Source organism: Microvirga pudoricolor, from assembly GCF_016892705.1.
In the GTDB taxonomy this organism is placed as follows: Bacteria; Pseudomonadota; Alphaproteobacteria; order Rhizobiales; family Beijerinckiaceae; genus Microvirga; species Microvirga pudoricolor.
In genome coordinates this window covers 250,437-269,230 of the sequence record NZ_JAFEMB010000002.1, presented here as the reverse complement: position 1 = coordinate 269,230, position 18,794 = coordinate 250,437, and the positions used below count along the sequence as shown (strand labels likewise).

The 18,794-nt window shown below is 64.0% G+C and carries 16 protein-coding genes; 6 read left to right on the top strand and 10 right to left on the bottom strand.

Features of this window, described 5'->3' with window-relative positions; all coding sequences use genetic code 11:
* Window positions 1–3 precede the first annotated feature (3 nt).
* From uxuA to ILT42_RS10220, 6 genes are all read left to right on the top strand, one after another.
* Window positions 4–1,203 carry a mannonate dehydratase gene (gene uxuA / locus ILT42_RS10245; RefSeq protein ID WP_204215492.1) on the top strand — a complete coding sequence of 400 codons (1,200 nt, stop codon included), beginning with the start codon at window positions 4–6 and terminating at the stop codon, window positions 1,201–1,203.
* Window positions 1,204–1,267: 64 nt separating this feature from the next.
* Window positions 1,268–3,001, top strand: coding sequence for an L-arabinonate dehydratase (araD, locus tag ILT42_RS10240; RefSeq protein ID WP_204215491.1), 1,734 nt, complete (start codon window positions 1,268–1,270; stop codon window positions 2,999–3,001).
* A gap of 7 nt (window positions 3,002–3,008) precedes the next feature.
* The gene (locus ILT42_RS10235) at window positions 3,009–3,815 is read left to right on the top strand and encodes an HpcH/HpaI aldolase family protein (protein ID WP_204215490.1); all 807 of its coding nucleotides are present in this window, start codon (window positions 3,009–3,011) and stop codon (window positions 3,813–3,815) included.
* An 8-nt stretch (window positions 3,816–3,823) separates the two neighbouring features.
* A complete protein-coding gene (locus ILT42_RS10230) occupies window positions 3,824–4,705 on the top strand; it encodes an SMP-30/gluconolactonase/LRE family protein (RefSeq protein ID WP_204215489.1) in 882 nt (293 codons plus the stop codon).
* Between the two features lie 12 nt (window positions 4,706–4,717).
* The gene (locus ILT42_RS10225) at window positions 4,718–5,482 is read left to right on the top strand and encodes an SDR family NAD(P)-dependent oxidoreductase (RefSeq protein ID WP_204215488.1); all 765 of its coding nucleotides are present in this window, start codon (window positions 4,718–4,720) and stop codon (window positions 5,480–5,482) included.
* A gap of 7 nt (window positions 5,483–5,489) precedes the next feature.
* Window positions 5,490–7,493 carry an alpha-glucosidase gene (locus ILT42_RS10220; protein WP_204215487.1) on the top strand — a complete coding sequence of 668 codons (2,004 nt, stop codon included), beginning with the start codon at window positions 5,490–5,492 and terminating at the stop codon, window positions 7,491–7,493.
* Here the strand turns inward: ILT42_RS10220 and mnhG are convergent.
* From mnhG to ILT42_RS10170, 10 genes are all read right to left on the bottom strand, one after another.
* Window positions 7,439–7,852 (bottom strand): monovalent cation/H(+) antiporter subunit G, encoded by a 414-nt coding sequence (mnhG, locus tag ILT42_RS10215; RefSeq protein ID WP_204215486.1) that lies wholly within the window; start codon window positions 7,850–7,852, stop codon window positions 7,439–7,441. The genes ILT42_RS10220 and mnhG overlap by 55 nt on opposite strands.
* Entirely contained in the window at window positions 7,849–8,130 is a 282-nt protein-coding gene (locus ILT42_RS10210; RefSeq protein ID WP_204215485.1) for a K+/H+ antiporter subunit F, read from the bottom strand. The genes mnhG and ILT42_RS10210 overlap by 4 nt, the downstream gene beginning before the upstream one ends.
* Complete coding sequence (locus ILT42_RS10205) at window positions 8,127–8,615, bottom strand: Na+/H+ antiporter subunit E (protein ID WP_204215484.1); 489 nt, start codon at window positions 8,613–8,615, stop codon at window positions 8,127–8,129. Before ILT42_RS10205 ends, ILT42_RS10210 begins: the two co-directional genes overlap by 4 nt.
* Entirely contained in the window at window positions 8,612–10,231 is a 1,620-nt protein-coding gene (locus ILT42_RS10200) for a monovalent cation/H+ antiporter subunit D (RefSeq protein WP_204215483.1), read from the bottom strand. The genes ILT42_RS10205 and ILT42_RS10200 overlap by 4 nt, the downstream gene beginning before the upstream one ends.
* The gene (locus ILT42_RS10195) at window positions 10,231–10,572 is read right to left on the bottom strand and encodes a Na+/H+ antiporter subunit C (RefSeq protein ID WP_204215482.1); all 342 of its coding nucleotides are present in this window, start codon (window positions 10,570–10,572) and stop codon (window positions 10,231–10,233) included. The genes ILT42_RS10200 and ILT42_RS10195 overlap by 1 nt, the downstream gene beginning before the upstream one ends.
* On the bottom strand, window positions 10,572–13,499 hold the full coding sequence (locus ILT42_RS10190) for a monovalent cation/H+ antiporter subunit A (protein WP_204215481.1): 2,928 nt from the start codon (window positions 13,497–13,499) through the stop codon (window positions 10,572–10,574). Before ILT42_RS10190 ends, ILT42_RS10195 begins: the two co-directional genes overlap by 1 nt.
* Window positions 13,500–14,387: 888 nt before the next feature.
* On the bottom strand, window positions 14,388–15,116 hold the full coding sequence (locus ILT42_RS10185; protein ID WP_204215480.1) for an outer membrane protein: 729 nt from the start codon (window positions 15,114–15,116) through the stop codon (window positions 14,388–14,390).
* A 573-nt stretch (window positions 15,117–15,689) separates the two neighbouring features.
* Entirely contained in the window at window positions 15,690–16,409 is a 720-nt protein-coding gene (locus ILT42_RS10180) for a hypothetical protein (RefSeq protein WP_204215479.1), read from the bottom strand.
* 517 nt (window positions 16,410–16,926) lie between these two features.
* Window positions 16,927–17,214, bottom strand: a complete 288-nt coding sequence (locus ILT42_RS10175; protein ID WP_204215478.1) for a hypothetical protein — start codon at window positions 17,212–17,214, stop codon at window positions 16,927–16,929.
* Between the two features lie 41 nt (window positions 17,215–17,255).
* Window positions 17,256–18,695, bottom strand: coding sequence for a DUF1254 domain-containing protein (locus ILT42_RS10170; protein ID WP_324617732.1), 1,440 nt, complete (start codon window positions 18,693–18,695; stop codon window positions 17,256–17,258).
* Window positions 18,696–18,794: the final 99 nt, after the last annotated feature.

The window sequence follows — 18,794 nt, the reverse complement described above, 5'->3', positions numbered from 1 at the left end:
TCGATGAGGCAGGCGTGGCGGTGGTTCGGACCCAATGACCCGGTGACGTTGGATACGGTGAGGCAGGCCGGAGCCACCGACATCGTGTCCGCCCTCCACCACGTTCCGCCCGGAGAGGCCTGGACGCTGGAGGATGTGGAGCGTCACCGCAGCATCATCGAGACCACGCCTCCCGGCCGGTCGCCCCTGTCCTGGTCCGTCATCGAGAGCATCCCGGTGGCGGACGACATCAAGCGTCACGGCGCCGGAGCGACGCAGTCGATCGCGGCCTGGATCGCGAGCCTGGAGGCGGCGGCGAAAGGCGGCCTGAAGATCGTCTGCTACAACTTCATGCCCGTCGTGGACTGGACCCGCACGGATCTCGATTGGCCCCTCCCCACGGGCGCGACCGGCCTCCGGTTCGAACAGGACGCCTTCGCGGCGTTCGATCTGTACATCCTCCAGCGTCCCGGCGCCGAGAACGATTACGATCAGGGCGCCAGAGAGCGCGCGAAAGCGCTCGCGGACGCCCTGGACGATGCGGCGGTCGAGCGCCTGACGAAGACCATCGCGGCCGGTCTGCCGGGATCGACGACCGACGCCCTGAGTCTCGACGCCTTTCGGGAGCGGCTCGCCGCTTACCGGGGCATCGATGCGAACAAGCTCCGCCAGCATCTCATCGAGTTCCTGGAGAAGGTCGCCCCCGTGGCCGAGAAGCTGTCCGTGAAGCTCACGCTCCATCCGGACGATCCGCCGCGGCCGCTCTTCGGCCTGCCCCGCGTCGCCTCGACCGGGGACGATTACGCCGCCCTGTTCGGCGCGGTTCCGTCCGAGGCGAACGGCATGTGCTTCTGCACCGGCAGCCTCGGCGTGCGGGCGGACAACGACTTGCCGGCCTTGGCGCATCGTTTCGCGTCCCGCATCCATTTCGCTCACCTCCGGGCGACCAAGAGGGACCGAGACGGCTTGAGCTTCCATGAGGCGGACCACCTGGACGGCGACGTCGACATGGTGGCGGTGCTGGACGTGCTCCTGCGCGAGGATCGCAAGCGTCCAGATGGGGGCAAGATCCCCTTCCGGCCGGATCACGGACACCGCATGGTCGACGACCTGACCTCGGGCCGCCGGGTCAATCCTGGCTATACGGCGGTCGGGCGGCTCAAGGGCCTCGCGGAACTGCGCGGTGTGATGCGGGCGCTGGAGCATCCGGCGCGGACGAATTGAAGGGTGGGCGGAGCGCGTTTTCGGCGCCGCTCCTTGCCCGAACGAAGTGTGAAGGGACGGTGGAATGGCACGTCGGACAATCGGGGAACTCCGCAGCCAGCGCTGGTTCGCGTCCGATGACATGCGCGGCTTCGCCCATCGTCAGCGCACGCAGCAGATGGGCATGCGGCGGGAGGAATTTCTCGGCAAGCCAGTGGTCGCCATCGTCAACACCTGGAGCGACATCAGCCCCTGCCACGCCCACCTGCGCGACCGCGCCGAGGCGGTGAAGCGCGGGGTCTGGCAGGCGGGGGGATATCCGGTGGAGATCCCCGCCCTGTCGGTCGGCGAGGTCATGGTGAAGCCCACCACCATGCTCTATCGCAATTTTCTCGCCATGGAGGTGGAAGAGATCCTGCGCTCCCACCCCGTCGACGGCGCCGTGCTGCTCGGCGGCTGCGACAAGTCCACCCCGGGGCTTCTGATGGGCGCCATCAGCATGGACATCCCGGCCATCTATTGCCCGGCCGGTCCTATGTCGAACGGCCAGTGGCGCGGCCAGAAGACGGGCGCGGGCACGCATACCAAGAAATACTGGGACGAACTCAGGGCCGGCAACATCTCGCCGCAGGACTGGGTCGATCTGGAAAGCCGGATGACCCGGTCCGCCGGTACCTGCAACACCATGGGAACGGCGTCCACCATGACGTCCATCGTGGACGCCATGGGCCTGACCCTGCCGGGAGCCTCTTCCATTCCGGCCGTGGACAGCGGACATGCGCGCATGGCATCGGCCTGCGGCACGCGGATCGTCGACATGATCTGGGAGGACCTGAAGCCGTCCCGTCTCCTCGGCGCGGGCAGCTTCCGCAATGGCCTCGTGGCCTATATGGCGCTGGGCGGTTCGACCAACGCCGCCGTTCATCTCGTCGCGATGGCCCGCCGCGCTGGTATCGACCTCGGCCTCGACGAGATGTCCGACATGGCCGGAAAAGTCCCGGTCTGCGCCAACCTCTTCCCCTCCGGCGAGTATCTGATGGAGGATTTCTACTTCGCGGGCGGACTCCTGGCCCTTCTCAACAAGCTGGACGCTCACCTCGACCGTGACGCCCCGACCGTGAACGGACGCACGCTCGGAGAGAACATCGCCGGAGCCGAATGCTGGAACGACGACGTGATCCGGGACCCGAGCAACCCGGTGGTGCCGCTGTCCCGCGGCAAGACCCTGGCGGTGCTGCGCGGCAACCTCGCGCCCAATGGGGCCGTCATGAAATCCTCGGCCGCGAATCCGCGTTTCCTGAAGCATGTGGGCCCTGCGATCGTGTTCGACAGCCCGGCTGAGATGAACCGGGCGATCGACGACCCCGACCTCGATGTGACGGAAGACAGCGTTCTGGTGCTCCGCAATGCCGGGCCCGTCGGCGCGCCGGGGATGCCCGAGTGGGGCAATCTGCCGATTCCGAAGAAGCTGTTGAAGCAAGGCGTGCGCGACATGGTGCGGGTCTGCGACGGACGCATGAGCGGCACCCATTACGGAACATGCATCCTGCATGTGGCGCCCGAGGCAGCGGTGGGAGGACCCCTGGGCCTTCTCAGGACAGGCGACATCGTCGAGCTCGACGTGGCGGCCGGACGCCTCGACATGCGGGTCGACCCGGCCGAACTGGAGCGCAGGCGCGCCGAATGGACACCCACGGCTCCCGTCTACGGACGGTCCTTCGCGGCGCTGTACCAAAGGCACGTCTCCCAGGCCGACCAGGGGTGCGACTTCGACTTCCTGAGCGCTCCTGGCCCGGTGGCCGAACCCGCGATTTTCTGAGGATCCGATGGTCGACATCCAGAACCGATTCAAACGCTGGCTGACAGGCGAGGGCCCCAGGCCCCCGCTCGGAACATGGCTCATGGCCGCCGCGCCCGCCACGGCCGAGGCCATGGGGTACACGGGCTTCGACTTCCTGGTCGTGGACATGGAGCACGTTCCCATCGAGGTTTCGGACCTGGCCCACATCCTGCGCGCCGTCGGCTGCACCCCGGCGGACGCGGTCGTGCGCATCGCCTGGAACGATCAAGTCCTGGTCAAGCGGGTGCTCGACGCGGGGGCCCAGACGATCATGGTACCGTTCGTGCAGAACGCCGAGGAGGCACGGCAAGCCGTGTCGTTCGCCAAGTATCCGCCTGAGGGTGTGCGGGGTGTTGCCGCCGTACATCGCGGATCCCGTTTCGGGAAGGCGACCGATTACCTGAAGCGAGCCAACGGTGAAGTGGCCGTCATCGTCCAGCTCGAAACCCCGGACGCCATCGCGCGCCTGCCCGAGATCGCGGCCGTGCCGGGGGTCGATGCGCTCTTCGTCGGACCCGGCGACCTATCCGCCGCCATGGGGCATATCGGCAATATCGGACATCCCGAGGTGCAGGGCCTGATCGAGGAGGCCGCGAAAGCCTCGCACGCGGCCGGAAAGCCCGTCGGCATCGTCGGCCCCAACCCCGAGATGGTGCGCCGCTTTCTCGATTACGGCTACGACTTCGCGGCCGTCGCGTCCGATATAGCCATGATGACCGGGCGGGCGACGGACTGGCTCGGAAACTTGCGGGATCAGCCGGCGCAGGCGACCGCGCCAGCCGCGGCTTATTGAGCACGGCCATGGCGCTCTCCCTGGCCCTCGACGTCCGAGCCGAGCTCGGCGAATGCCCGATCTGGTCCGTCGACGAGCAGGCGCTCTTCTTCGTCGACATCAAGGGCAGGGCGCTCCACAAATTCAGCCCCGGCACGGGCGCGCACACCGTGGTTCCCATGCCGGAGGATATCGGCTGCATCGGGTTCCGAAAGGGTGGCGGCTTCATCGCCGGCTTCCGGTCCGGCCTCTGGACGCTGGATCCGCAGGGGCGGCGCGAAACGATGCTCTCGGAGAACCCGGAGGATCAGCAGACGAGCCGCTTCAATGACGGGCGTGTGGATCCTGTGGGCCGCTTCTTCGCCGGCACCATCGACGAGCCTAAAGATGGCGGCAAGGCCCATCTGTACCGCTACGACCGCAGAGGACTTGCGGTGATGGCGGGCAGTCTGTTGACATCGAACGGCGTCGCGTTCTCGCCGGATGCCCGCACGCTCTATCACGCAGACACCCCCACCTTCACGGTCTGGCGCTACGCCTACGATCCGGCGACCGGGGACGCGACGGGCAAGCAGATCTTCGTCCGCCTGCAACCGACCGAGACGGACCGAGGCCGCCCGGACGGTGCGGCGGTCGACGCGCAGGGCTGCTACTGGACCGCCCTTTTCGATGGCGGCCGCATCCAGCGGTATAGCCCGGCTGGCGAGTTGCTGGCGGAGCACCCGGTGCCGGCCCGTTGTCCCACCATGGTGGCGTTCGGCGGCCCCGATCTCAAGACACTCTATGTCACGTCGGCTCGGACGGGCCGTTCAGCGGAGGAGCTGGCGCGCCTTCCGCATTCGGGCAGCCTGTTCTCGATGCCCGTGGATGTGCCCGGCCTTCCTGAAAACTCCTTCGATCCCACTGTCTAGGCTGCAGGAACGATGCCGTTCGATTACACAACCGCCCTCTACCGCTCCTTGCAAGGCCGCTCCGTCGTGATCACGGGCGGCGCGTCCGGGATCGGCGAGGAGATGGTGAGGGCCTTCGTGAGCCAGGCCGCGCGGGTCTCTTTCCTCGATATCGACCGGGAGGGAGGGGAAGCTCTCGCGTCTTCCACCGGAGCGTTGTTCCTGCCTTGCGACGTGACAGACATCCCGTCCCTTCGCGACACGCTGGCGCGGATCGAGAGCGAGCGTGGAAGCGTCGACGTGCTGGTCAACAACGCCGGCAAGGACGACCGGCACGATCTCTCCGAGGTGGAGCCGGAATACTGGCGGCGTGCCCTGGCGCTCAATCTCGACCATCAGTTCTTCGCCACGCAGGCCGTTGCCACAGGGATGGCCAAAAGGGGCGGCGGGTCCGTCCTCATGCTGGGATCGATCTCCTGGATGCGCGGCCGGCCCGGCATGGTCGGCTACACGACCGCCAAGGCTGCCATCAACGGCATGACGCGCACCCTGGCCCGGGAACTTGGCGCCTCCGGAATTCGCGTGAACTGCATCGTGCCGGGCGCGATCCTGACAGAGCGTCAGGAGAAGCTTTGGCTCACGCCGGAGCTGAACCAGCAATTCATCGATCTCCAGGCCCTGAAGTATCGCCTCGACCCCAGCCACGTGGCCAAGCTGGCCCTTTTCCTCGCGTCGGACGAGAGCAGCGGCTGCACCGGAGCCAATTTCGTCGTCGATGCCGGCCTGACCCAGAACTGAGCGCCCCATGCACCTCCACCCAGTTCCCAACGGCTTCGATCTCATCCTCGACAACAGGCCCATCCTTCGGCACCGGCACGATGCTCCGTGCCTTTTCGTCGGACGGGGCGAGGAACGGATGGACATGTACCGCGGCAATTTCGACATCGAGGACTATGTCGTGGAGCGGACCCCCCTGCGCCACACCGCCGTCTCGGGACAGGACATCGCATTTTCGTCATCGGCCGGAGAGCCTGCCCGCCTGATCCTCACCGTGACAGGGCAGGGCGCGGACGCCGTCATCGCCTTCTCGTCGCAGGATTCCTCGATCAATCGCGTCTGGTTGCGGGTCGCGGCCGAAGCGGACGAACACATCTGGGGCGGTGGCGAGCAGATGTCGTATTTCGACCTGCGCCGACGCCGGTTCCCGATCTGGACCTCGGAACCCGGCGTCGGCCGCGACAAGTCGACCGAGATCACGTTCAAGGCCGACGTGACCGGCAAGTCGGGCGGCGACTACTGGAACACCAACTACCCGCAGCCGACCTACCTTTCTTCCCGGCGTTACGCCTTGCATGTGGAGACCACCGCCTACTCAGTGCTCGATTTTCGGCGCGAAAGCTTCCACGAGATCGAAACCTGGGCGGTTCCGGATCGGATCGAATTGACGGCGCGACCGACATTCATCGACCTCGTGGAGGCCCTGTCCGCCCGCTTCGGCCGGCAGCCGCCCCTGCCCGAATGGGTCTACGACGGTGCCATCGTCGGCCTGAAGGACGGTGCCCGTTCCTTCGAGAGGCTCGACGCCATCGTCAGGGCGGGGGCGAAGGTCTCAGGCCTCTGGTGCGAGGATTGGGTGGGATTGCGCCACACGTCTTTCGGGGCGCGCCTGTTCTGGGATTGGAGGGCCAACGAGGAGCGCTACCCGGACCTGCCCCAAAGGATCGCGCAACTGCGGGAGCGGGGCATCCGCTTCCTGGGCTACGTCAATCCCTACCTGGCCGTCGATGGTTCACTGTTTCCCGAAGCGGAGGCCGCCGGCTATTTCGCCACGGATGGCGGCGGGAAGACGGCCCTCGTCGATTTCGGCGAGTTCGATTGCGGCGTCATCGATTTTACGAATCCGGACGCCGCCGCCTGGTTCGCCGATCGGGTGATCGGCCGGAACATGCTCGATTACGGGCTATCCGGGTGGATGGCCGATTTCGGGGAGTACCTGCCCATCGACGTGAAGCTTGCCAATGGGGTCGACGCCTGCCTGATGCACAATGCGTGGCCGACGCTCTGGGCTGAGGTGAATGCCCGTGCGGTCGCAAGCCGTGGACAGACCGGCGAGGCGCTGTTCTTCATGCGCGCGGGCTACACGGGCGTCCAGAAGTACTGTCCCTTGCTGTGGGGAGGCGATCAGTCCGTCGATTTCAGCCGCCACGACGGACTCGTGACCGTCATCTCCGGCGCCCTGTCGTCAGGTCTCCTCGGGAACGCCTATCACCATTCCGACATCGGCGGTTACACCAGCCTGTTCGGCAATGTGAGAACCGCGGAACTGTGCATGCGGTGGGCCGAGATGGCTGCCTTCACGCCGGTGATGCGAACCCATGAGGGCAACCGTCCCCGCGATAACCTGCAAATCGACCAGGATGAGGAGGTTCTGGCCCACTTTGCCCGGATGACCCGCATCTACGTTCATCTGGCGCCTTACCTGAAATCCCTGGTAGCCGAGGCATCGGCGCGAGGCGTGCCCGCGCAACGCCCGCTCTTCCTTCATTTCGAGGACGATCCGCGCACCTACACGATCCAGGACGCCTATCTGTATGGGCCAGACCTGCTCGTGGCGCCCGTTTCGCAGGCAGGCGCGAGCCAATGGAGCGTCTACCTGCCCGGCGGAGCCGACTGGGTGCATCCATGGTCCGGGCGCAGGTTCACGGGCGGACAAGACGTCACGGTCGATGCGCCCTTGGGCCAGCCGCCGGTCTTCTACCGTGCCGGCTCCTCGTGTTCGGATCTGTTCTCAGCGCTCTCGGGCCTCTGAGGAGCCTCCTCCATCCTCTCCGCCGCAGGAACATCGGGGCTGCCCTCCGCGCGGTCACGGTACAAAGCCGCTCGGGCAAGCAGCATCAGGGTCACGGGCGTCGTGAGCGTGATGAAGACCGCGATCAGGACTTCGTGCACGACGGGCCGCGTCTCCAGCACGCTGAAGTAGAGAGCGGACCCGCACAAGATGGTTCCCATGCCCATCGTTGCCCCGAGCGTCGGCGCGTGGGTGCGGGCGTAGAAGGTGCCAAGGCGCAGAAGCCCAAGCGATCCGACCAGGGTAATGGCCGATCCGCCCAGCACGAAGAATGCGACAAGGATCGCGGCCCAGACGGGAAAGTCGTGTGCGAGTGTCATTCGATGACCTCGCCGCGCATGAGAAACTTGGCGAGAGCCACGGTCGCGACAAAGCCCAGGAGGCTGATCACCAAGGCAGCCTCGAAGTACAGGCTGCTGCCGGATCGGATACCGAACGTCACCACCATGAGCATCGCGTTTACATAAAGCGTGTCCAGCCCAAGGATTCGGTCCTGCGCGCGCGGGCCCGTCACGAGGCGGAACGTGGCGCAGCACATGGCAAGGCCCAGCAGGATCTGAGCGAGAACGAGGGACCACGTCAGAAGGAATTCGCTCATTCGAAGATCTCCATCAGCAGACGTTCATACCGGCCCTTGATCGTCCGTATCCAAACCGTCTCGTCCACCAGATCCAGGACGTGGAGAAGCAAGGTTCCCTTCGCCGCATCGTAGTTGAGCCAGATCGTGCCGGGGGTCGATGTGATGATGATGGACAGGACCGCCAGTCCCTGAGGGCTTTTCATGTCGAGCGGTATGGTCATGAAGCCCGCATTCAAGCCCGGTTTGCGCGCACTCAGGATGATGGTGCCCACCGCCAGGTTGGAGCGCACGATATCCACCAGGACGATGCCGGCAAGGCGGAACACCGCGACGGGCCGGCGGATGCGGGGCTTCTGCGGTCTGAGAGCTGCCATCATCCACGCGGCGAGGATCGCCAGGACGGACCCGAGGATGATCTGCCCGGGCGAAACGCTCTGGTTCAGCAAGAGCCAAAGGGCCAGCAAGGCGGCCGTCAGGAGGGGATAGGGCAGAAGCCAGCTCATCGGGCATTCTCCCCGGGACCCGTCCCGGACGGGTGACCCGAAAGCACGCCGCCGACGTATTCCTGCGAGGCCCGCAGCGATTGCGTCGTCGCTTCCATGTATCGCATGGCCGGACCGCCCGCGACCGTCAGGCCGAGACACAGCAGCAGCAGCCCCAGGACCGGAGCCATCTCGATGACCCGTACCCTCGGAACGCTATCGTCCATGCGCGCCCAGAACGATGTGATGCCGCTCCGTGTCATGGCGATCAGGGTCGCCAGTCCAGAGATCGTGAGAAGGGCGATCAGCGTCCAACTCGACGCCGAGACGCCGTTTCCGTCCGTTTTCAGCATGGCCGCCATCATGCCGAACTTCGCGAGAAATCCTGACAGAGGCGGTAGCCCCGCCAGCAGCAAGGCGCAAGCCACGAAGCTGCCGCCCAGGATGGCCACCGTCGCTGGGATGGCCACCCCCACCTCCGCCTCAAGGTCGTCGTCGGTTTCCCCGTAGGCTTCCATCGTGACCGAGAGGACGTCGGCCCCGGGATCCCGCAACCGCTGGACCAGCTCGACCAGCAGAAAGAAGGCCGCGATGCCCAAGGTGGAGCTGACGAGGTAGAACAATGCCGAGCCGATGACCGCTCCGTTGCCTGTGCCGATGGCCGCGATCAGGGTTCCGGAAGAGACCAGAACGCTGCATCCGGCGAGCCGCGGCAGGGATTGCGAAGCCAGCACCCCAACGGTCCCGAAGGCGATCGTGAGCATTCCCCCAATCAGAAGCCCGTTGGCTCCAAACCCCGCCAGCGGGCCGGCATCCGTATCGAACATCAGCAGCCACAATCGCAGGACGACATAGATTCCCACCTTGCTCATGATGGCGAAGAGGGCGGCGGCAGGGGCGGAAGCGGCCGCATAAGTGGTGGGAAGCCAGAAGTTGAGCGGCCACATTCCGGCCTTCATGAGGAAAGCGGTTCCCAGGATGGCGGCGGCGGCCGCCAGAAGTCCCGCATCGTCGGGCGAAAGCGTTGGGATCCGGCTGGCGAGATCCGCCATGTTGAGCGTCCCCGTCACGCCGTAGGCCAAGCTGACGCCGATCAGGAACAGCAGCGAGGCCGTGAGATTGATCGCGATATAAGCGAGTCCGGCCTTGACCCGGGCGCTTCCATCTCCGTGCAGGACGAGAGCATAGGAAGCCGCGAGCAGAATCTCGAAGAACACGAAGAGATTGAAGAGGTCGCCTGTCAGAAATGCGCCGTTCAACCCCATGAGCTGAAGCTGGAAGATGGTGTGAAAGCGGGGGCCGGCCCGGTGCCAGCGCGCGAGGGAATAGAGCAGCGACGCAAGGCCGAGCACGCTCGCGAGCACCAGCATCAGAGCGGAGAGCCGGTCCAGCACGAGCACGATTCCGAAGGGAGCCGGCCAGTCGCCCAGGCGGTAGGTCCGTACGCTGGATCCGGCGGGCATCGTGTCCACTTGCAGGAGCAGGAGGATGGAGACGACCAGCAGGCAAACGACCGATGCAATACCGATTCCGGCCTTGAGCCTGCGGCTTCGCTCCGCCATGAGCAGCATCGCGGCTCCGGCCATCAGCGGCAGCACGATCGGGATGATGATCAGGTGATCCAGGAGGCTTGGCATCACGACTCCTCCCGTCCGTCGACGTGGTCCGTTCCGGACAGGCCGCGCGAGGCGAGCATGACCACCAGGAACAGGGCCGTCATGGCGAAGCTGATGACGATGGCGGTCAAGACGAGTGCTTGCGGCAGCGGATCGGCATAGAGCGAGGGATCGACGGCGTCCGGATTTTCGAGGACTGGCGCCGCCCCGACCCGGAGCCGGCCCATGCCGAAGATGAACAGGTTCACGGCATAGGACAGGAGGGACAGGCCGATGATTACCTGGAAGGTGCGTGGGCGCAGGAGCAGCCAGACCCCCGATCCGGTCAGGACGCCGATGGCGAGTGCGAGGATGAGTTCCATCACACATCCTCCTTCATCATGTCGGTTGCGGCCGGCAAGGGCGGACGGGCGATCCGCGGCGCCCTGACGGATTGGTGCGCCAGGGCGATCAGGATGAGCACGGTCGCGCCGACGACGACCGCGAAGATGCCGAGATCGAACAGGAGGGCTGAGGCGGCCGGCACCTTTCCGATCCCCGGGACCGTCAGATACTGGAAGAAGGATGTCAGGAACGGGTAGCCGAAGAGCCAGGATCCCATCCCGGTCGCCGCCGCGCAAAGCATCCCGAGGCCCATCCATCGGATCGGAAGCACGCGCAGCCGCGCCTCGACCCAGCGTGTACCACCGGCCATGTACTGCAGGATGAGGGCGATCGACATGGTGACGCCGCCTGCGAAGCCTCCGCCCGGCAGATCGTGCCCGCGCAGGAAGAGGTAGATGGCGACCAGCCCGATCGCCGGAAAGAGCCATTGCATGATGATGCCCGGGATCGTGATGTAATCGGACAGGGTATCGCCGACCGCCCGGTCGGGGCTCGCGCTGTCGTGGGCGTTCTGCTCTCTCTGCTGTTCCGGAGCCTCGACACTCTCGGGAGCCGGCCGGAAGCGACGCAGCAAGGAGAAGACCGTGACCGCCACGATGGCCAGCACGACGATCTCGCCGAAGGTGTCGAAGCCGCGGAAATCGACCAGGATGACGTTGACGATGTTGCGGCCGCCGCCCTCGGAATACGCCTTCTCGACGAAGAAGCGGGATATCGTGTCCGGGAGAGGGCGCGTGAGCACGGCATAGGCGATGAGCGTCATGCCGGATCCCGCCGCAACCGCCAGCATGAGGTCGCGTCCCCGGCGGACCCTGGAGCCTAGCGAAAGAGCGTCGCCTTCACCCTCGAACCGTTTCGGAAGCCAGCGCAGGCCCAAGAGGATCAGCACCGTGGTGACGATCTCGACCAGGAGCTGCGTAATAGCGAGGTCGGGCGCCGAAAACCAGACGAACGTAATGCACGTGATCAATCCGGCCCCGCCGAGCAGAACCATGGCGGCGAGCCGGTGGAACTTGGCCTGGTAGGCCGCGCCGATGGCGCAAAGGCCGCCGACGATCCACAGCAGGAGGAAGGCGGGATCCAGAGCCGTGCCCTGGTGGGACCCCATGGCCAGGCCGAATCGATAGAGCGGCCAGAGCGCCGCGACCACCGCGAACGCCACCAGGAGCCGGAGCTGGGGCTGTAGCCGATAGGTGCCGAACAGCCGCTCCAGCGAGCGGGCCCAGCGCCACGACACCTCGACGAGGATACGCTCGAAGATCCGCTGGCCCTTGAGCCTGCGCACGAGCGGGGGTCCCTCCACGCCTTTGGCGAGGTATCCCTGCAGCAGCAGGTAGAGGACGATGCCGCTCACCAGTGCGATCACGCTCATGAGCAGGGGCTCGTTGAAGCCGTGCCAGATCGCGAGGCTGTAATAGGGCGTATTCGGCCCCAGAACGGCGTAAACCGCTGTCGACAGGAAGGGCTTGATAGTCATGGCCGGCACGATACCGACGAGCAGGCATACGGCGACCAGTAGCTCGATGGGGAACCGCATCCAGTGCGGGGGTTCATGCGGAGTCCGCGGGAGGTTCGTGGCGGGGGGGCCGAAGAAGACGCCGTGGATGAACCGCAGGGAGTAGGCCACGCTGAAGGCGCTGGCCAGCATGGCGAAATAGGGAAGGGAGTGATCGAGAAGCGAGTCGATGTGGAACGCGGCCGCCTCGGCGAAGAACATTTCCTTCGACAGGAAGCCGTTCAGCAGCGGCACGCCGGCCATCGCGGCCGCAGCCACCATCGCTAGGGTGGCCGTGATGGGCATGAAACGGAAAAGACCGCTCAACCGCCTGATGTCGCGCGTTCCGGTCTCGTGGTCGATGATGCCGGCCGCCATGAACAGGGACGCCTTGAAGGTCGCGTGGTTCATGGTGTGGAAGATGGCCGCGACGGCCGCGAGAGGGCTGCTGAGACCGAGCAGGAGCGTGATGAGGCCGAGATGGCTGATGGTCGAATAGGCCAGGAGCCCTTTCAGGTCCTGCTGGAAGATCGCCGCATAGGCTCCCAGGAGCAGGGTGCACAGGCCCGCCGACACCACGATATAGAACCAGGCTTCTGTCCCCGACAACACCGGCCAGAGCAGGATGAGGAGGAAAATGCCGGCCTTCACCATGGTGGCCGAGTGGAGGTAGGCGGAGACGGGGGTCGGAGCCGCCATGGCGTGCGGCAGCCAGAAGTGGAAGGGAAACTGAGCGCTCTTCGTCAGGGCCCCGAGCAGAACGAGGATCAGCGTGGGCAGGTAGAGGGGGCTGTTTCTGATCTGGTCGCCGGACGACAGCACCTGATCGAGATCGTAGCTGCCCACGATGTGGCCGATCAGGAGGACGCCGACGAGCAGGCACAGGCCGCCCGTGGCCGTGACCGTGAGAGCCATCCGGGCGCCATCCCGGGCGCTGGCGTTGTGATGCCAGTAGCCGATGAGGAGGAACGAGAACAGGCTGGTCAACTCCCAGAAGAAGACCAACTGGATGAGGTTGCCCGAGAGCACGATGCCCATCATGGCGCCCATGAACGCGAGCAGGAATGCGAAGAACCTGGGAACCGGGTCCGCCGGCGACATGTAGTAGCGCGCGTAGAGCACGACCAGGCAGCCGATCCCCGTGACGAGTACGGCGAAAAGCCAGGTGAACCCGTCCAGCCTCATGGAAAAATCCAAGCCGAGGGTCGGAATCCACTCGACGCCGATGCGCAGGACGCCCCGGTTGCGAACCGCCGGATACTGCAAGGCCGTGAGGATCGTGCAGGAAAGGGCGATGCCCCCCGCCAGGAAAACGGCCCCGTTACGGGCATTTTGGCGGAGCATGGCGGCGATGAGGCTTCCAATGAAAGGAAGGATGACGATGGCCAGGAGGGGCATGCCACTGGACATGGGTGAAGTGATCTCCTTCCGGGTGGGAGCGCGCAGTACTCCAGCTTTTGTCTGATACAGCCCAATATGGTTGACATGTCGCGCATGTATAGAGGCCGACCGCAGAAAGGCGCTTGTCGGCTGGCACCAGACACCGGGCCGGAGACGCCGCTCGGGAGGATCGAGGGCGGCGCCCTGGACGGCCATGGGTGTCCGGGCGGGGGTGGAGGTCCTGGGTTACGAAATCCGTTCCCGGCCATCGAGGGCCGACAGGGTTCCCAGGCTTGACCTTACGCTGCAACGGAATGACCGCGTGGCCCTTCGCAAACAGGGCGATCGCCCGGAGCCGCCCGTTCCCATCGGTCTGTCGTTGAGCCGCAGGGGCAGACGCCAAAGCCGGGAGAATTTTGGCTCATAACAACCGCCGCGCCTCGCCAGGTCACAAAATTGTGAGCGCGCGAGTCTGACGTCCGACCGCGTCCGTTCCGTTAAATCTGTCCCGCCGGGCGCATCGTCAGACCGATTGCCGAAACAATCGCCCAACGATCCGGCAATGAGTGGAGGCGATGCTCTCAGGCTAAGCGCCGGGATGCACCCTGGAGCATCAGTCAGCCCGCCCTTGTCTCAACTTAAAGGATAAAATGGGCGGCCTCACTCAATGAAGGATTGCGCGCCTGTCGTCCCTGCAGAGCGTTGGCTTTTGTCTCAAACCGGCCGATGAACGGCTGGGTCAGCTGGAGCTGGAATCATTCCGGCATGAATTGCAGCCATGACCTCGACAGCTCCGTTTGTCCGTCCATTCTCGATGCTGCGGCGGCTTGGATGTCGGTGCGTTCAGAATGGTCTGGCAAAAAAGCTGGAGGCCCAGAGGTCGTTCCCGGGTCTCCAACTCCATGAGCTGCAGCGGCGTTAGTAGCTGGAGAACTTATAGTTCAGACCAGCACGGATGACACCGAACTCGCCCTTGTCGGTCCGGTTGTAATACCCGGAATACAGGTAGCTGTTGCTGTCGGAGTCGAGGCTGACATATAGCCCTTCGATGCGGGCTGTCAGGTTGTCGGTGAAGGCGTATTCGAAGCCAGCGCCCAACGTCCATCCCGTATTCGTACTATTGCCGTTGTCGTAGTAGTAGTTTGCGACGCCCGGAAACACGAAGCTGTTACGGTTGCCGACATCGCCATAGGCAAAGCCGCCCGTGGCGTAGATCAGCGCGCGGTCGAACGCGACACCGGCACGCACGCGAAGAGTGCCAAACCAGTTGCCCGAGTCACTGTTGCCATAGACCGAGCCGAAGTATCCGCCATTGCTGCCAATGTCGGCGTATTGGATGTCCGTCTCAGCACCGATGACAAACTGACCGACCTGGTAGTTGTATCCGATCTGGCCACCCCCGACGAAGCCGCCGTCGTCTCCGCCGCCACCACCGTAATAGCCAAGCAACGGGTCATAGTAACCGTTGTTGTTGCTGCTGGTGTTCCAGCCATAACCGGCGTTCACGCCGACATAAAACCCGGTCCAGGTAAAGACTGGAGCCACGGCGATTATCGGAGCTGGAGCAGCGCGGGAGGGAAGGTCAGCGGCGCTCGCTCCAGCGGCGAGCGCCGACAAGGCAATTGTTGCCAATAATAGTCTCTTCATCACAGCTCTCCTTGAGTGATCGAGCAATGCCACTTCACATCAGTTCAACAAGCATTGCTATTGTATTTATGCAACATTCACAAATAATATTCGGCGAATACCGATATTTATATTAGTAATTTACAATATATATTGGACTGAATGCATGATAAAAACACTCAATCAACGTTCAGATTTCACTTATTTGTTTCTAGTTTCGCATCAACTTATCTAATTTTCTGCATTTCCTAAACCTCTCTCAAGAAACGGCAGCCGAGCTTCTGGCCACAGCTGCCAATCTGGGCCGTCGGAGGTCTCTCGATATTGTATAGGCCCCCAACTGCGTGTTGACCTGCCGGTTGCCGGTCTTGAATGCCCAACTAAAACCGCCCCCGGCCAGGCTCCCCATTTCTGCGCCCGTTCGGCGAGATCGCCGCCTGCGCCGCCGTGTGATCCGGCTTCCACGGCATGTGGCAGACGTGACGAGCTCCCCATCCCTGTGGAGGCAGCCAAAGGGAGACTTATGCGCCAGGCTTGTGCCATCCCCAGAGGCGCAGGTCTCAAAATCATACCTTGGGCCCGGTCCATCGCGGTTCAGTACCGTAAGCTCAAGCCGAGCACGGGTCCGTGCTGGACCATGTCGAACTCGTAGCGGCGATGGCCGGCGCCCTGCGTATAATTCACCGATAGCGCCCGATAACCGATCACCCCCGAGATCGTGACGCCGTCATAGGTGTCGAAGTCAAAGCCGTAGCCGCCCATGGCCTGCCACGAGAACTCGCTTCCGAGGCCGAAGCCGCCGATGTCGCCGCGCATGAAAAGCTCATGGCCCGGCGCCACTGCGTAGCGCACCCGGCCGCCGATTAAGGGATCGAGCCAGTCAACGGAACCGGAGCGGGCAAAAGCACGTCCGTTCACCCAGGCGAGATCGCCGACCGCTGCGGTGAGGTCAGCCGCGAACGAGAGGTCCGCTTCCTGATGCCAGTAGCGGACCCCGCCAAGGACATCCAGCCCGAGATCGCCGACGCGAGCGATCTCGTAGGACGCCCCAACCTCCGCGATGGCCATCTGGATATCCAAGTTGAACGTGCGGCTAACGGCAGCCGTCACGCCCGGCGCAGGTGCGCGAGCCCTGACGCCGTCGCGTTTGAACCCAATGCTGCTCCAGACCACATCGCCATAGAGCGCGAACCGGCCGTTGCGAGCTTCGACGTTGCCCATCAGGCCCACGAGGGTATCGCTCCTCTCGAGGATATCGACGAAACTCGCATTGACCCTGACGGAGCGGCCGCGCACGGTTTGGGTGCCTGACAAGGCGGTAAGCCAGCCATAGGGTGTGGTGCGGAAGTTCCACGACGATGGAACGGGAAGAGTTTCGATAGAGGGTCGCGCTTGTGCCAGTTCGGCCGCGCGGAGAGTGCCGCTTATGAGGACAAGTCCGCAAAGCCCAAGGAACAACATCCTACACAGGAACCGGACGCGCTCGACAGGTCGTGTGGTCTGAGCAATCCCTATCACCAGGACCTCCTCGCAACCCAACCGGCATAACAGAGCACATCCCTGCTCAGTTTGCTATCTGACAGCATTCCTAGACCATATCGTAAAGTATCGCGTTTGTACGAAGTCGATGTCGGTTGTAATGGCCGAGGCCAGAAGACCCCGGCATATTGTGATGGTGGGCGAGATTACTTGACGTTAACATTAAGGCGGCGGATGGAAATTCCAAACTTCTCGTCAATGCTTTAGTCCGTCGCTGTGATCGCAACGCTGCCTGTTCCACGGTCGTTCGCCTCCTGCTCACGGGTCTTAGGGGGCCGTCGGATATTCATGTTTAGAAGTCGTCGGACCCGTCCTTGCATCGATAGCCGATGAAGCATTGTGGGTTGTTCGAGCTTGGAACCCAGGCCGGCTCCGGGAACTGGTCGACGAGGCACTGCGCCGCGCTCCTGACGAAACGGGCGTAGGTGGATGGTGAGGTGTCGAGAACTACCGCTCCGTCCTTCATGACAAGCTGACGGTTGGCGCCGCAGGTGCGCTGAGACGTCGGCGGTCCGACCTGGGCGAGGGCCGTCGTAGCCGTCAGGGCGAAGATGGTGATGGCAAGTGCGCTTCTCGACATGGCTTCCTCCTCTGGTTTGAGCGGTAAGGCCGTCTGCGCTTCTAAGCGCGATCGCTGACCTTCCTGACCGGCGGGACCGTCCAGGTGCCATCGATGATCGAGGGTGTGCTCTCGTCGGGCCAATACATCCGGAACATCAGGATGAACTTTCCCGCCGGCGCCGGCAGCCAGTTCGATTCCTTGTCCGGCCCCGGCGAGTCCTTCTGGATGTAGAGGTCGACGGATCCGTCCGAGTTGGCTTTCAGGTCCTGGCGGGCACTGATCGAGTAACGGTCGATCGGATTGGACACGAAGAAGTAGCCGCCGTTGTACATCGTCAGCGACCAGAAGCCCTCGACCGGCGGCAAGTGACCCTTGGCAAAGCGCATGACGTACTTGTTGGCTCCGTCATAGGCCTGTCCGTCACCGTCCTTCTGCGAGGTCGGATAGACTGCATCCTGCGGACGGTTGGCGCCAAGGCCGATAGCAGTGATAAGAGCCCGCATCAGGTAGTCAGTGCCGTAGATGCCGGTCTTGGTGGTGAAGGCCCAGCCGTCGATGTCTCGGACATCCTTATTGATCTTGAACTGGATCATGATCCGGTCGTTGGCGATCTCCGGGATGCGTTTGGCGAAATCTGCGCGCAGTTTGCTTGCGTCGAAGTCCTGTCCGGAGACGAGCCCGATCTTGGCGAACTTCGCAAGGGCGGGAGCATCGGCGGCCGAGGGCGGATTGGTTTTCATCAGCTCGGCCAGAAGGGTGAAGTAGGCAACCGCATCCAAGCGGTTCACCTGATCGCGCACAGCGGTCTTCATGTCGATCGAGGGATCGACCTTGCCGGCGGGCGGCATATACGGCTTGCCATAGGCGCTGAGCGGCACCAGCTTGACCTGGTCCTGAAGCGCGTGCACCTCGGCGTAATCCTCCGGTGTCCCGGTGCAATAGATGCGGCCGAGCAGCCAGACGATATTGGTGGGGGACTTGTACTGCTTGACGCCGGCCGGCAGCGTGCCGGACCAGTCCGGCCCCGTGATGGCATAGGTCTGGGCAGCCGTGCCCGTGGTGCGTTTGCCCGGAACCTGGAACACCGTCGTCCAGCCGTCCAGCATCGGCATCAGGAAATAGCGGTCCTTCATATCCGGTAGGCTCAGAATCCAGGGCTCCTGTCCGACATCGAAGAAGGCCGTGGTGTAGAGCGTGTCGGCATTGGGGGCAGTGACATCGCGGAACGTCGCGTCGGGATACTGCCGCATCTTGATGAGCTGGCCCATTGGGGCTCGCGTGCCTTCGGGGGCCGCTACGTTTGTGATGACCCGTCGTGTCATCTCCATGGTGACCAGCGGATAGCCGTAGATATAGGCGTCGGTGGCAAGCCAGAAGTCCTCAAGCCCTTCATCGATGCCCGACAATTCGCCCAGATAGGCTTGGCTGCCGGTGCTCATCGTGGTTCCGGCAAGGAGGCTCAAGGCACCGATGGCCGCCTGTCGGCGGGTCAGATCCACTGTCATGACATCTCTCCCTCGCGTTCGGCGGCTTCCTCCCCGACGCTTCCGTGAGCGAATTTTCTGGGGTCGCCATGTCGGGACGCTAGCAACGGCGGA

Coding starts and splice junctions, on each gene's coding strand:
- uxuA (WP_204215492.1), top strand. CDS start 4: ATGAGGCAGGCGTGGCGGTGGTTCGGACCCAATGACCCGGTGACGTTG.
- araD (WP_204215491.1), top strand. CDS start 1,268: ATGGCACGTCGGACAATCGGGGAACTCCGCAGCCAGCGCTGGTTCGCG.
- ILT42_RS10235 (WP_204215490.1), top strand. CDS start 3,009: ATGGTCGACATCCAGAACCGATTCAAACGCTGGCTGACAGGCGAGGGC.
- ILT42_RS10230 (WP_204215489.1), top strand. CDS start 3,824: ATGGCGCTCTCCCTGGCCCTCGACGTCCGAGCCGAGCTCGGCGAATGC.
- ILT42_RS10225 (WP_204215488.1), top strand. CDS start 4,718: ATGCCGTTCGATTACACAACCGCCCTCTACCGCTCCTTGCAAGGCCGC.
- ILT42_RS10220 (WP_204215487.1), top strand. CDS start 5,490: ATGCACCTCCACCCAGTTCCCAACGGCTTCGATCTCATCCTCGACAAC.
- mnhG (WP_204215486.1), bottom strand. CDS start 7,852: ATGACACTCGCACACGACTTTCCCGTCTGGGCCGCGATCCTTGTCGCA.
- ILT42_RS10210 (WP_204215485.1), bottom strand. CDS start 8,130: ATGAGCGAATTCCTTCTGACGTGGTCCCTCGTTCTCGCTCAGATCCTG.
- ILT42_RS10205 (WP_204215484.1), bottom strand. CDS start 8,615: ATGAGCTGGCTTCTGCCCTATCCCCTCCTGACGGCCGCCTTGCTGGCC.
- ILT42_RS10200 (WP_204215483.1), bottom strand. CDS start 10,231: ATGCCAAGCCTCCTGGATCACCTGATCATCATCCCGATCGTGCTGCCG.
- ILT42_RS10195 (WP_204215482.1), bottom strand. CDS start 10,572: ATGGAACTCATCCTCGCACTCGCCATCGGCGTCCTGACCGGATCGGGG.
- ILT42_RS10190 (WP_204215481.1), bottom strand. CDS start 13,499: ATGTCCAGTGGCATGCCCCTCCTGGCCATCGTCATCCTTCCTTTCATT.
- ILT42_RS10185 (WP_204215480.1), bottom strand. CDS start 15,116: ATGAAGAGACTATTATTGGCAACAATTGCCTTGTCGGCGCTCGCCGCT.
- ILT42_RS10175 (WP_204215478.1), bottom strand. CDS start 17,214: ATGTCGAGAAGCGCACTTGCCATCACCATCTTCGCCCTGACGGCTACG.